This is a genomic window from Nitrospira sp., from assembly GCA_005116745.1.
Taxonomy (GTDB): Bacteria; Nitrospirota; Nitrospiria; order Nitrospirales; family Nitrospiraceae; genus Nitrospira_D.
Genome location: SWDS01000005.1, coordinates 1 through 12,554 on the forward strand (window position 1 = coordinate 1; position 12,554 = coordinate 12,554).

At 56.1% G+C, this 12,554-nt stretch carries 20 protein-coding genes; 8 read left to right on the forward strand and 12 right to left on the reverse strand.

The features are described from left to right. Nucleotides 1-24: 24 nt before the first annotated feature. Nucleotides 25-1,323, forward strand: a complete 1,299-nt coding sequence (locus E8D52_05340) for a hypothetical protein (protein ID TKB69588.1) — start codon at nt 25-27, stop codon at nt 1,321-1,323. A gap of 27 nt (nt 1,324-1,350) precedes the next feature. Further along, nucleotides 1,351-1,764, forward strand: coding sequence for a formylglycine-generating enzyme family protein (locus tag E8D52_05345; protein TKB69589.1), 414 nt, complete (start codon nt 1,351-1,353; stop codon nt 1,762-1,764). A 74-nt stretch (nt 1,765-1,838) separates the two neighbouring features. On the opposite strand, the gene E8D52_05350 is transcribed toward E8D52_05345, so the two are convergent. The 3 genes from E8D52_05350 to E8D52_05360 are packed head-to-tail and all read right to left on the reverse strand — an operon-like array spanning nt 1,839 to nt 3,073. Further along, nucleotides 1,839-2,531 carry a hypothetical protein gene (locus E8D52_05350; protein TKB69590.1) on the reverse strand — a complete coding sequence of 231 codons (693 nt, stop codon included), beginning with the start codon at nt 2,529-2,531 and terminating at the stop codon, nt 1,839-1,841. Further along, nucleotides 2,515-2,841, reverse strand: a complete 327-nt coding sequence (locus tag E8D52_05355) for a hypothetical protein (protein TKB69591.1) — start codon at nt 2,839-2,841, stop codon at nt 2,515-2,517. The genes E8D52_05350 and E8D52_05355 overlap by 17 nt, the downstream gene beginning before the upstream one ends. 7 nt (nt 2,842-2,848) lie before the next feature. Then, nucleotides 2,849-3,073: a zinc ribbon domain-containing protein gene (locus E8D52_05360; protein TKB69592.1), complete on the reverse strand. Its 225-nt coding sequence runs from the start codon at nt 3,071-3,073 to the stop codon at nt 2,849-2,851. A 72-nt stretch (nt 3,074-3,145) separates the two neighbouring features. Here E8D52_05360 and E8D52_05365 point away from each other — a divergent pair, with 72 nt between their 5' ends. The 4 genes from E8D52_05365 to E8D52_05380 all read left to right on the forward strand — a co-directional run bounded on the left by E8D52_05365 (nt 3,146) and on the right by E8D52_05380 (nt 5,261). Then, nucleotides 3,146-3,418 carry a hypothetical protein gene (locus tag E8D52_05365; GenBank protein ID TKB69593.1) on the forward strand — a complete coding sequence of 91 codons (273 nt, stop codon included), beginning with the start codon at nt 3,146-3,148 and terminating at the stop codon, nt 3,416-3,418. Next, entirely contained in the window at nt 3,415-4,545 is a 1,131-nt protein-coding gene (gene hemW / locus E8D52_05370) for a radical SAM family heme chaperone HemW (protein TKB69594.1), read from the forward strand. Before E8D52_05365 ends, hemW begins: the two co-directional genes overlap by 4 nt. A 138-nt stretch (nt 4,546-4,683) precedes the next feature. Next, nucleotides 4,684-4,896, forward strand: coding sequence for a hypothetical protein (locus tag E8D52_05375; GenBank protein TKB69595.1), 213 nt, complete (start codon nt 4,684-4,686; stop codon nt 4,894-4,896). Between the two features lie 83 nt (nt 4,897-4,979). Next, nucleotides 4,980-5,261: an adaptor protein gene (locus E8D52_05380; GenBank protein ID TKB69624.1), complete on the forward strand. Its 282-nt coding sequence runs from the start codon at nt 4,980-4,982 to the stop codon at nt 5,259-5,261. Between the two features lie 13 nt (nt 5,262-5,274). Here the strand turns inward: E8D52_05380 and E8D52_05385 are convergent, their stop codons facing one another. Beyond that, entirely contained in the window at nt 5,275-5,622 is a 348-nt protein-coding gene (locus tag E8D52_05385) for a hypothetical protein (protein TKB69596.1), read from the reverse strand. A 268-nt stretch (nt 5,623-5,890) separates the two neighbouring features. Between E8D52_05385 and E8D52_05390 the strand changes: the two genes are divergently transcribed. Both E8D52_05390 and E8D52_05395 read left to right on the forward strand, forming a co-directional pair. After that, a complete protein-coding gene (locus tag E8D52_05390) occupies nt 5,891-6,562 on the forward strand; it encodes a DUF3386 family protein (GenBank protein ID TKB69625.1) in 672 nt (223 codons plus the stop codon). Between the two features lie 2 nt (nt 6,563-6,564). Next, a complete protein-coding gene (locus E8D52_05395; GenBank protein TKB69597.1) occupies nt 6,565-7,014 on the forward strand; it encodes a DUF5069 domain-containing protein in 450 nt (149 codons plus the stop codon). Here E8D52_05395 and E8D52_05400 read toward each other — a convergent pair. The 8 genes from E8D52_05400 to E8D52_05435 form a co-directional block, all read right to left on the reverse strand. Continuing rightward, entirely contained in the window at nt 7,008-7,634 is a 627-nt protein-coding gene (locus E8D52_05400) for an NAD(P)-dependent oxidoreductase (protein TKB69598.1), read from the reverse strand. The two genes, E8D52_05395 and E8D52_05400, sit on opposite strands and share 7 nt — an antisense overlap. A gap of 143 nt (nt 7,635-7,777) precedes the next feature. Continuing rightward, nucleotides 7,778-8,509 (reverse strand): MBL fold metallo-hydrolase, encoded by a 732-nt coding sequence (locus E8D52_05405; GenBank protein TKB69599.1) that lies wholly within the window; start codon nt 8,507-8,509, stop codon nt 7,778-7,780. Between the two features lie 227 nt (nt 8,510-8,736). Then, nucleotides 8,737-9,252, reverse strand: a complete 516-nt coding sequence (locus tag E8D52_05410; GenBank protein TKB69600.1) for a hypothetical protein — start codon at nt 9,250-9,252, stop codon at nt 8,737-8,739. A 173-nt stretch (nt 9,253-9,425) separates the two neighbouring features. Beyond that, on the reverse strand, nt 9,426-10,253 hold the full coding sequence (locus E8D52_05415; protein TKB69601.1) for a DsbA family protein: 828 nt from the start codon (nt 10,251-10,253) through the stop codon (nt 9,426-9,428). A 181-nt stretch (nt 10,254-10,434) separates the two neighbouring features. Beyond that, nucleotides 10,435-10,692, reverse strand: coding sequence for a type II toxin-antitoxin system RelE/ParE family toxin (locus tag E8D52_05420; GenBank protein ID TKB69602.1), 258 nt, complete (start codon nt 10,690-10,692; stop codon nt 10,435-10,437). Between the two features lie 8 nt (nt 10,693-10,700). Then, nucleotides 10,701-10,955 (reverse strand): type II toxin-antitoxin system Phd/YefM family antitoxin, encoded by a 255-nt coding sequence (locus tag E8D52_05425; GenBank protein TKB69603.1) that lies wholly within the window; start codon nt 10,953-10,955, stop codon nt 10,701-10,703. 94 nt (nt 10,956-11,049) lie between these two features. Continuing rightward, entirely contained in the window at nt 11,050-11,805 is a 756-nt protein-coding gene (locus E8D52_05430) for a TPM domain-containing protein (protein ID TKB69604.1), read from the reverse strand. Further along, a complete protein-coding gene (locus E8D52_05435; GenBank protein ID TKB69605.1) occupies nt 11,802-12,554 on the reverse strand; it encodes a hypothetical protein in 753 nt (250 codons plus the stop codon). The genes E8D52_05430 and E8D52_05435 overlap by 4 nt, the downstream gene beginning before the upstream one ends.

Below are 12,554 nucleotides of genomic sequence, written 5' to 3' on the forward strand. Positions count from 1 at the left end.
CGGAGTTATCCTGAAGTTCGTTGAATGTTGCTGAGTGGCTCCGCCGTGGGATACTCCCCGGCACATAAGAGGAGGGAGCCACCGATGAAACGACGAGACACCCGACAACGGAAGCAGACGCTGGCAGGATTGAAGACGACCGCCGGAATTGACTGGATGCTGGGCACACTGGTTCGTGTGATCCACTCCGGGAAACAGGCGCTGGATGCGGTGATGCTGGACATGGGGCGGATGGTCGCGGAGAGCGTGATGTTGATGGAGCGGGAGGAAATCGCCGGACCTGAGTATTATCCCACCGACCCGGCGTATCGGAAATGGGCGCATGAGGCTGGCTCGATCTATCTCGGCGACCAGAAGGTCCCCGTGACTCGTCCTCGACTGCGGCACATGGAACAGGGGGAGGGCACCCTCCAATCCTATGCCCGCTTGCGCAACTCCGGGGCGTTCTCGGAAGAACTACTGGAGAAGATTCTTCGGGATGTTTCAGCCCAGAAGTATGCTGACACCGTCCTCAATGCGGCCCACGCCGTGGGCGTGTCGCCGACCGCAATTTCGCAGAAGCTGGTGGAGTTGACAGCCGCGAAGCTGAAGACGTTCCAAGCGCGGTCCCTGAAGGACTTCACGCCGTTTGCGCTCTTTCTGGACACGATCCACCGAGGGGGCGAAGCGTTTGTCGTGGCCTTGGGCGTGGACGTGTCCGGGGAGAAGATGGCCCTCGGGTTCTGGCAAGGCTCCTCGGAGAATCACGAGATGTGCGAGGCGTTGTTTCGGGATCTCGAACATCGCGGCTTGGCGCTCGTCCGACGGATTCTCTTTGTAACGGATGGCGGGAGTGGGTTGATCAAAGCCCTCCGGGCCCGGTTCGGCAAGAAGCTGGTGCATCAGCGCTGTGCCATTCATAAGAGCCGGAACCTCCAGCGGCACCTGGCCAAGCCCTACCGCCCTGAGGCGCATCGGCGGCTCATGACGGCATTAGAACAAACGAGCTATGCCGATGCTCAGCGCATGCTGCGGGAGTTGGAGACATGGCTGCGGACGAAGAACGAGTCGGCGGCAGAGTCGCTCGTCGAAGCCTTCGAGGAGTTGTTGACCCTGCATCGGGTGCACGTACCGCCGTTGCTCCGCAAGACGCTCCTCTCCACCAACCCGATCGAAAGTATGTTCTCATTGGTTCGCCACAGTGAGCGGAACATCAAACGGACGCGGGGGAGCCACATGCTTCAGCGATGGCTCGGCACGGTGCTGCTCGCCTGCGAGGGACGGTTCAGAAGAGTGAAAGGCTATGCCGCGATTGCACCGGGCATGGCAAGGAAATCGGGCTAAGGTCGCCCTGGATAAGACAAGAACAGCATGAAGCACTACACTAGCTACTGGGCGCAACGGACGATCACGTTCCAGAGCGGAGCGGATTGGGATGCATTTTGGGTCAGCGGCGAGGGCGCTCGTCTGGCCAAGGAAAAAGGAATACAGGGAGAAGTCCTGACCATGCCAGTCGACAGTTTTCCGCACGCAGTCAGCCCGTATGGCCTGTTCGGCATGGCCGGTAATGCCTCGGAATGGGTGCAGGACTGGTACGACCCAAATTACTATAAAAACGCCCCGCTCACGGATCCCACTGGTCCGGCTCAAGGTGCGATCAAAGCCATGCGTGGCGGGTCATGGCTCAAACCGGCTGCCAGCCTCCGCGCCAGTGATCGAGATTGGGGCACGATGGACAGCCGTCCCAGTGGCACCGGCTTTCGTTGTGCAAAAGACGCGTATTAGTAGGCTCTCCCCTCGTACATCCGTAAATTTATATCGCTCACACCTCTGCACGGCGAACTCACGGTTCAGTGCAATCAGCGTGCGTGCGGCTTCAAAACAACCTCCACCTGTTCAACCCTCACCACAGGCATGATGAGGCCAACCCCTTCCTCCTCGTGCGAGAAATCATAGATAACCGACTCAGAGGGAATCAGCACACCAGCCATCACAACGACTACTTCCGCTTTTTCACGTTTGGCGAGACTTCGACTGATCAAACCGGCAAGTTTCTTGTTCGGCCTCACGCGCAGATTACTTGGGAACTCCTCAGGCTTGAATCGGACTATACCCCAACCTGTTGTATTGAACGCTGGCCCGATCGCCACCGTATAGCTCTTGGTGTCGGGATCGAATTTCGACAATTCTCCAGGCCAGATAAATGCCATATGCCAATTCAGAGCAGGATTCCCCTCGCGTGCGGTATCCCGTTCACGGTTCAGGTTGAAGAGCCGCTCGTCATGGCCGGGATCATGGTGACCTTGGCCATAGACTGTAGCCCAATCGGGAGGCACCCCTTCCAGCGCCACAAGAAACGCTTCGATGGCGCTCCGCTCAATCAGAACATGTGTCCCAGGAGGAAGAAGGGAATCGAGTTTGGTCAGTGGAATGGTTCTCAGCTGGCGAAGTCCGGTAGCATCTTCCGATCGGATTGGAGATGGCACAAGAAGCAGACCTGAGAGGAGCCAACCAACCAGCAGACGGGTTAATGGGCTACTCACTACCAGCATGAGTCAGGACTCTGTTATACGAGGCCTTTAAAGATGCCACGCCCTGATGATCGTCGGTGAGTACTCCAGCATCGATCAGGACTGCCATCCGAGGAGTTGGGTTGAGCCGACGCAGATCGGAATGAGTTAGACCATCCGTGGCCAAAACCTTTTCATAGGTACCGAGCCAAGATTCCGTCACGGCGCGCAAGCCCGCATCCGTTGGCTTCATGCGGCCTAACCGCACTTGCTGCAGCAGCTTGATCAGCGGATCGGATTGGGCGATGCTCAAGATCGCGCGTTGCACCGCCTGTTCATCTGGCGTGGCCATCGGCTCTTCAATTCATCGAACAGGCGCCAGGCCCGCGGGGATCGCCGCAGCTGCCGCACTCGCCGGGGCTGACTGAGGACGGCCAGCTGGTCGTGCCCCCGACTCCAAAGGCGGAAAACTGTTTATTGACCTTGCTCGTCTTGCACTGGGGACAAGCGGCCTCTGCCGATCCCTGAATCAGCAGCTCAAAACGGTGATTGCATTCACCGCACACATATTCGAAGATAGGCATCGTTCAGGACTCCTTCATTTGCTGAGACCATTATAAAATCACCCAAGACTGAATCGCAACGACAGGGAACGTATGTACCAGGAAGACAAAACGTTTACGCTTCGCTTCACGCTGGAAGCCTCGTTTCCGGACGACTATACCGGAAACGAAGATGAACGCAATTGGCTACAGGAATGGGAAGCCCAGATCAAACCGCAACTGCTCAAATCCGTCTTTGAGTCGCTCCGCAGGCACGACGGTTGGGCATCGCACATCCGCAACCGGGGCGTATCACCGGCGGATGAAATTGAAATCGTATTGGCCAAGGATTTCTCACGACCGCTTCCCGTCTCGCTGAAACGATGAGCCCCTCGGACAACAACCTCGGTCTGTATGTTCATATCCCCTTTTGTCGCCGCCGTTGCCACTTTTGCGCCTTCTACCTCGAAATTGCTCGACCCGATCCGATGGCACGGTTTCACTCCGCCCTCATCCAAGAAATTGCACTCCACCGCCGGCAAGACTCCCTGAATGGCCGCGCCCTGCAGAGCATCTACTTCGGTGGCGGAACACCGACGTCCCTCCCAGCCAATCAGCTGGCCACGCTTCTGACCCTGATTCGAGAGACCTGGCCGACCAACCACACGACAGAGATCACGGTGGAGGCACACCCCTCTTCCATCACAGAAGGAGATCTCACAGTCTTGGCTGATGCCGGATTTAATCGGATCAGCTTTGGAGCGGAATCCATGACCGACAAGGATTTTGCCTTCATTGGCCGGTTTGGACAGGTGCAGGATACGACGGCCGCGGTTCAGGCTGCGCACCGCGCTGGATTCACAAATATCAACCTTGATCTGATGTATGGGCTCCCAGGCCAATCATTGCAGAGCTGGATACACACCTTGGAATCGCTCATGACGCTGACTCCATCGCATATCTCCTGCTATGCCCTCACCATTGAGGAGGAAACCAGGCTCGCCCAGGACATCGCTCGGAATCTTGTCCTACCACCTGACGACATGCTTCAACTCGACATGGAGTCCGCAGCAGAGCATTTCCTTGCCGAAGCAGGGTTTTCCCGCTACGAAATTTCCAACTATGCCAAACCTGACTATACCTGTCGCCATAATCTCCTCTACTGGACCGGTGGCGAGTATCTTGGGCTCGGCCCAAGCGCACAGTCCTATCTCCATGGAATCCGGTTTGGAAATATTGCGGATCTCGAAGCCTATGCGGCATGCTTGAACGACAACCATCTGCCGATGACCGACCGGACAATCCTCTCGGTATCCGAGCGCCAGCGAGATGCCCTTGTGTTCGGCCTACGCCTTCTTCGTGGTGTCCCCCGAAAGACCATTAAGGCTGCGGAACGAGATCATCAGATCGACGAACTTGTCGCGAAAGGCCTGCTCGATGCCGATCGCGATCGAGTACGCCTGACTTCCTTGGGACGGCGTTACGCTGATACGGTAGCCGAACAGCTGTTCTAAGTGGGCCGTGAAAACAGGCACATCGAACATACTGCACAGCAGTGACGCTCATCCTCTTTCCTGCTGTTGAGCCTCTACCCCTGATTGACAAGACGGGCGCAATTAGAGAACACTACTGGAGCTATTCGGAGGAATCTCATGCCTGTGAATATGGATCCGTCGAAAAAACGGCGTCGCCCCCAGCCAACCACCGCCTCGGTGGCTGAGGACAGGTTCACGGGCGCCACAGCGACACCCCCGCGAAAAAGCTTCGGAGAAGAAACAGAAGCGGATCGTGAAAAGGATTTGGCTGATGCTGAGCTGAACAACTTATGGGATGCCACTGAAGTGATTGATATGGATAAAGCCTAAGCCCCCGCATGAGGCCCAGCGACCAAGAGTTGAACCGTATCCGCCAGCCCGACTAGAAGCTCCGCTCCATGCCGACACCTGCCATGCCACAGACGATTCCCGACATCACCGAAGACGTACAAGTCGGTTCGGGAAACGGATTTGAGTCTCGTGTCGTCGCCTACAACTGCGACTGTCACACCTACCAACAAGTGATCGAGCTATTTTGCCGGTTTATTCCCGCGATGACCTCAACCAAAGCATTTGAGTTGGCCTATCGGATCGACCATGATGGGGAAGCTATCGTCTTCACCGGATCGACGGAACAGGCGGATGACATTGCAGCAAAACTTGCAGGGGGTGGGCTCAGAGTGGCCGTGCAGTAGTCCAACCTTACTCTTACTTATGCTTGGAGATCCTCTTGACCGATTTCTTGGTTGGGCTTGTTGGCGCCTTTGTGGCAACCGGCTTAGAAGCCTCACCCGATTTCTTCACAGCCTTTGACGCGCTTGATTTATCCTTTTTCTCCGACGCCTTGGACTTGCTGCTCTGCGAATGCTTCACGGGAGTCATGTACGCGGAGGTGCGGTTGACCTTCACCAATTGGTCTCCGCTGAGCACGCGGACTTGATACAGCTCAAACAGCTTGCTGACGGCTTTCGTGTCGCCTCGTCTTGCCGCATTCAAGAGCTTGCGGCGTTGATTCATCTCTTCTTCTTCGGTATGCGAAGCAGCTCGTCGTTCCATGCCCATCCTTCCTCAACACAGGCTGACCAACTGATCGGGGCTGCTGTGGTCTAATACCTAACCCCAGCCAGCCTGAAAAATTTGCCGAAGTATATCATAATTATGACGTTTTGGGGAATACCGAATATTGTGCCACCGTGGGAAGCATCACTCCATAGCTCTCATAACAGAAAGAGGCCGCAGGGTCGTGCATTTCACTCTTGAGTGGCATGACAAAGCACCGGTATAAGTATAGACGTCTCATATTTTTTCTAAGAGGAGATCCATGATGGAACATACACCAGCATCTTCGACAGTCGCCGATGACCCTCAAGCGCGCGATCTCCTACGCAAAGCGTTCGAAAAGACCGCTCGATGGCCAAAAGATTTTACGGGATTTACGGCTGACCTCACCGTGAATGTGAACGGAAAAGAAACCAGCGGCCCCGTCATCGTCAAGGGCCCCCGCGAAGTATCCGTTCAACTAGGCGATGGCGACATCCAAAAATGGGTGCAAGAGCAACTGGGCATGATCGCAGTCCATCGTGGACCACGGAGCTTTGAGGAATCTGATGGGAAATACTCGCTCACGATGGAGGAAGACGGTCACCCGTTCGGCACCAAGCTGAACATCCATGGCTCCAATTCCTTCTACCGGGTCAAGGACAACCGCATCACCCAGATCAACCGCAAGATGGCCCATCCTGGCATGAACCCCTTCGCCTTTACGATCAACGTTGAGGAGAGCGCGATCACACAGGACCAGAAGAATCTCACGACCAAGTACACGGTCTATTACTATTCGCCAACCGACGGAAAACTGACCAACGTAGAAAGCTTCACCGACACCCATCTCCGCGTCGGCTCCTCAGACCTTCCTGCGACCAGGCGGATCATCACCTACGAAGAGGGCCAGGTCGTCGTGAAGAACCTGACCTTCACAAATCACAAGTTGCTCTAGCGATGGACTTACGCAAAGACTTTCCGCGCAGCATGAAATTCAAACTGGCAGGCTATGCCCACCTCGCCCGCATGATCGACAAATGCCGGGCGGTGCTTGCCGGGACAGAGGGGGAATATATGTACCCTTGTCCCATGGACGAACGGCTGATGGAGTTCGCGGGAATTACCAGCGAGCAGTTCACAGCTACCGTGAAGGCTAATTCGACCGATGAAGGAGTCGTCACGTGGCTTGGGAAAACGGCACAATCACATCAGCCGGCTGAATTGGAAGAATGGAATCAGCAGCTGTTGGCACGCGGAGCAAGTTCTCCGGAAAGTGCGGCCCGATTCAACAAATACCTGGCCGCCATCGATCCCTCACGCACCGACCTCACTGCCTGGTCGGATGTACAAGATTTGGAAGAAGGGAGAGTCGTGCCGAGACGAGAGCCCGCACATCAGTCTCAGTAAGTGAGCGCCGGGTATTTGCCGAGATACGTGGGGTGCTCCGCCTGCGCGACCATGAAATGCGCCACATCAGCGCGGGAAATAGCCCCCACCCGCATGCCTTCCACAAGGCTGTCCAACACGCGATAGTGGCCCGTCATCGTTCCGTTGGTTAGCCGACCCGGGCGCACAATTTCCCACCGGGGATATCCACCGGCTACCAGCTGCTCCTGTTCATTCTTATCCGCATAGACTGCCTTGAGGAGCAGTGTGAAGAGGAGCTTCACAGGGAAAGAGTTGTAGCCCCAGCTGTCGCCGGCGCCGAAACCAGTGAGCACGATGAGTGTTGGAGAGGAGCCCATCTCGCGAATCGTTTGCAGCAGGATGCGCGCAGAGTCGGAGAACAGCGTCGTGGCGAAGGGGCTCTTCACGCCGAGCGTCACAAGGACAGCATCAGCCCCCTCCACTGCGGCTTTTACATCGTTTGGGTTGGTCGCACTCCCCTGTACCCTTCTTAATTTAGCCTGATCGGGACGCGGAACCGTCCGGCGCGATAAGGTGGTCACATCATGCCCGTGCTCCAGCGCAAGACGTGTGGTCTCAAGCCCAATGCCAGCCGAAGCTCCAATGATAGCGATCTTCATGTTCCCTTTGTTTGTTGTCAGTGGCTCAACGATGTCTAACTGGACCTGCGTGGGTTGCGAGGACTTACGTTACAACGCATTCTCAGCCAGTTCGGAGGCTCTGGTCAAGCGCTGCTAGATCCCCACTCCTCAACCATTCCAGATCATAACTGCGGACTGAGCACCTCCCGCCACACAGCAGCGAGGTCGTGGAGCGCTTTGCTTCCATCACCGACGTAGACCGAGCCGTGCATGGTGGCCAGCCGCTTGGGTTGCAACATCGCCAATCGGTGCAGCGTCGCATCCGTCAACGAACAGTAGGGCACGTAATGCGCCAACGGGCCTTGCTGATAGTCCACCAGCGTCTTACGACAGCGTTCGATCACGTCCGATTCCGTCATCGGTTCGACGTCCCCGTCTTGATGGAAAAGATCCGAGCACAGGAGCGTCTGTTCTGTCTCCTCGAACAGCAGGCCAGCTTCCCAGCAATGGGGCACATGCGGGGTCGCCAGAAAGCGGAAGCGGTATCTCCCCGTCTCCAACACCTCGCCGTCGACCATCCCCTTGGCGGGACGAAGCGCCAGACAATCATCGACGCTCACCATCTTACCCACCAGACTGCACACCACATCCGAGTGCGGAGCCAGTTGCTGCCACTCAGGCACGGTTGCACATTCGTCGGACTCAAAATGGCTGAACCCGATCCAGCGCAAGGTCTGTGGATCGATGAGCGACGCCACGGCAGCTTTAACCTCGGGAAACAGAGCACGCGGACCAGTATGGAACAGCAGCGGCTGATCGTCGCGCAGCAAGAACTGACTGAACTGAATATTGAACGGTTCAACGAAGGTCGTAATCTGAAAGAGGTCAGGAGCAATCTCGGTAATCTTCGCCATAGCACCTCCTCAAGGCTGGAGCCGTGCGATCATACGCACCGCCAGAGCGCGGTGCAATACGGAAAGATCATGTCAGGATGGCGACAAAAGAGCCGTAGCTATGGACTCACTGAGATCTTGCCGAGAAGCAATTGCAAAATGTCGCGTAGGCAGGCTAACGAGAAAACGGATATACAGCGAAGACTCCCCGCCCTTTGTTTTTGCGCCACGTCGGATGCAATGAAAGGCTAGGTCGTATCGTCTGAATACCACCTGTCGAGCAACAACTTGGTGTGGCAATCAACAAACTCCTGAGAAACCCCATGTCGCGAGACGTGGACCTGCGCTAATGCGACTAACTGCGGCATGAGATGGTCAACAGCATTGGGTATTGCCTCGACTCGTCTCAAAAGACGTTGCATGGCAGCATCATTGTGAACCGCTGCACGACTGGTGATTCGGGACTCGTGCACAAGCCAGTTGCGCTCACGCAGGAGGCCCTGGAGGCCGGAATGAAGCTCGGCAGTAAGGAGCTCGGCGTTGGCGAGAGCTCTACAGGTTTGGCCGAAGGTCCGTGAACGCGCAGCGTCGAGCAACGGAGCCGCTGCGGCCTCGCCCATGCCAGGCGTGGCCTGGGCAAGAAGAACAAAACACTGCGCAGCGACACCCTCGAGCTCCTGAAGCTGCCAGAGCGCGAACCCGACTCGTTGGGTGATCGCGTCAAGCCGTTCTGCCGCCTTAAGATACTCCGCAGTGTACGTCATACGTCATGCAACCTCACAACGTTTTGATCGATGCGCATCAGAGCCGGATCTGCCAACTTCTGTCCGTATGACACACCGTATTTAGGAACATAGGAGTCCAACATGAGTGTTGATCTATCTGCTTCCGAGTTTCATGGCTGTCCTACTACGCCGGCACACGTTCCAACGACCCGTCATTTTCCTTGCCCCGCCCGCGCTATCAACTCCTTCAGCCCGTTCAGATCCAACCACCCAGGCACCAGCTCATTGCCCACGATGAAACCGGGTGTCCCTGAGATGCCGAGTTCGTGGGCAAGGGCTCGATTCTTGTCAATGACGGTCTGCCACTTGGGATTAGCCATGTCGGTTTCCAGTCGCTTCGCATCAAGGCCCACTTTCATGGCGATCTTCAAGATTGACTCCTTGCTCATATCGGCATGGGAGGCGAGCAGCGCTTCATGGAAGGCTTGATGCTTGCCTTGTGCCTGAGACGCAAGCGCGGCCTTGGCCGCGAGCTCCGACGGTTCGCCCAGAATGGGCAAGTCCTTGTAGACCACCCGCACTCGCGGATCGACCTTCTGGAGTTCCGTGACGGACGAAGCCGCCTTCTTACAGAACCCGCAGCGATAGTCATAGAACTCCACCAGGGTGATCTCGCCTTTTGGATTGCCGCTGACCGGTGACGCGGGATCGTGCACCAGTTCCTTCTGCTTCGTCACAAGAGCCGTTTTTTGATGGTCTCGCAGTTCCGCTTCGCGCTTGGCGAGCAATCCCTGCAGCGATTGTTCGATCACTTCCGGATGGGCACGAATATATCGTTCAATCGTTGCATCGGTGACGTCCTGAGGCAAGGCCGACGCACTCTTGGTTTCCTTGGTTGCGGTTGCACAACCAGACGCGAATATGGCGAGGATAGCCAGGATACTTAGCGAAAATGGGAAACGCTTCCAAATGTAGGCACTATTCATCGATGGATCTCCTTTACAAGTACTGATCACTCTGGCTCTGCTCTTAGCCCGCATTATTCATGAACACTTCTGCTGCAATCGCCGATCCGCTGTTCCGACAAGCCTGCGGTCGGCGGACTCGCCCCTCGGACCCTCGACGTACGGCACGAGTACGCCTCAGGTCCTCCGGGCTCCGTGCGCCGGTCTCACAACGCGGCTTGGCGATTTCGCGACGAACTGTCATGAATACTGTGGGCTAGCGATACACTTCACGGCGATGACCAACTTTTACCACAAGGACAAGCAGTCGCTCATCTTCAACAGCATAGACAATTCGATAGTCTCCCACACGAATACGGTAGAGTGGCTCGGTCCCACTCAGCTTCTCAGATCCATGAGGACGAGGCGTATTTGCCAGAGAATCGATCTTTGATTTGAGCCGCTGTTGAAACTGTGATGGCAGGTTTCGGAACTGGCGATCGGCTTGGCGAGAGAACTCGATCTGATACAACACTCTTCAGCTCATAAGCCAAGGTCTCGCTTGATTTTCTTCCACGCGACCGTGCCTTCTCGTTTGACATTGGCCAATACCGCACGAGCCTCATCCAGGTCCAGCCGGTCTTCGATCTCTTCAAGCAACTGCACGTCTTCAATCGGCACCACGGCTGCCATATCTTTGCCTCGGCTGGTGACCATCACCCGACGTTTTGTACGAGCAGTGCGCGCAAGAATTTGGCCCAACTGTTTCTTTGCTTCAACACTATTGACCCTGGTCATCACATCTTCCCTTTTCACACCGTGAGTATAGCTGAAGGAGACATCTGATGAAAGCAACTTGCCCCTGTTGCTCTCCCGAGGTGGAACAATTCGACTATCGATACCCCTCCCCGCTGGTCCCGCCGCCGAAGCCGCCCCAGTTGCCACCGAAGCCGCCTTGGCCAGTCCCCCAGTATTCACCCTTCTGAATACGCCGATAGGGGTGCCGTAAATCCGGCCGACTCATCCACCAGAAAAACGACACGATCGCCGCAGTGGTGCCAAGTGTAATCCAAACTCCGAGCCCCTTCATCCGAGGCCTGGATGGAGGAGTGAACCGCACCTCTTGCGCCGGGGTCGCCAGCGCAACCGCCGTGCGATACAGCCCTTCGCCGAAATGTCCTCGTTCGATTGCAGGCTGCAGATACAGACGACTAACCTCGTTCCTCACGGCCGGGGTGATGACCGAAAACATTTGGCGGCCCAACGCCATCGCCGCCTGCCGCTCTTCCACGGCCACCAACACCATCAGCCCATGTTCCTGCTGCGTCGAGCCGATTTGCCACTTTTCATACAGCGCGTCCGCATAATGCTTGGCCGATGGATAGGGTTTGATGCTGGGCACCGTCACAATCACCATTTCCACGCTGCTTTTTTTCTCAAGATCGATACAGACGGACCGGATGCGGTCCTTCCACTCCGGCTCCATCACTTGGGCATGATCGCTGACATACCCGATGGGGCTGGGAAGAGGCACACGTTCTTTGGGCCGGTCATACAACGAGGCGTGGGCATCAACCGCTGACAGTACGAGCATCAGGCTCAACCAGCCTATCCCTATCCCGCGTTCGTTCAGTCGATGTGCGATCACGTGATCCGAGCTTCCGCAGTCGTAACGAGCCGAGTCAGGCTCTCGAGATATCGATCCATGAGCCGCGGAACCTCTTTTTGCCCTGGAGAAATCTGCCCTCGCTTGAGCAAGAGCGCATCGCGCAGGCCGGAAAGATCGACCGCCAGATAAGATTCGAGGTCCTTCAGAAGTGCTTCGCCATGCGCAGACACAGGGCGCTCCAGTAATCGTTGGAGCCCTCGAAGTACCGGCAAAAGGGCGGTAATAGAGAGCGATAAGAGGATGGTCATCGCTTCTTCGGTACTTCGTCCTTCCACAAGGCGCTGGCGGAGACGGAGAAGATTTCCCCGTAAGCCCTGCAACACCTCAGCGGCCAAGTACCGAGAGTCGATTTTCAGGCCGACGAAGGGATCTTGCCCCCACAGCAGTCGATGGCATTCGTGGATGTCTTGGTATTCGAGAGGAAAGGTGAACGAAGCGGATTGAAGGTCGTCGACTGTGAGAAAGAGAGGAACGACGACCTGCTCCTTGCTCCAGCGCTTGTGAAGACTGTCATACTTTTTCAGTATCGAGAGGTCATAGGACGACATCACCAACAACAGATTCAGATTGGAACTACCCGGCAAAAATTCCCCTCGCACCGCACTGCCATACAACAGAATCCCTTCTAATTCACTTCCATAGACCTTTGTCACGTCCTTCACATAGGACTTTAAGAGTGTGTGCGTCTCTTCCGACAAACCGTCGATCGTCCAGTCTATCGGAGACAT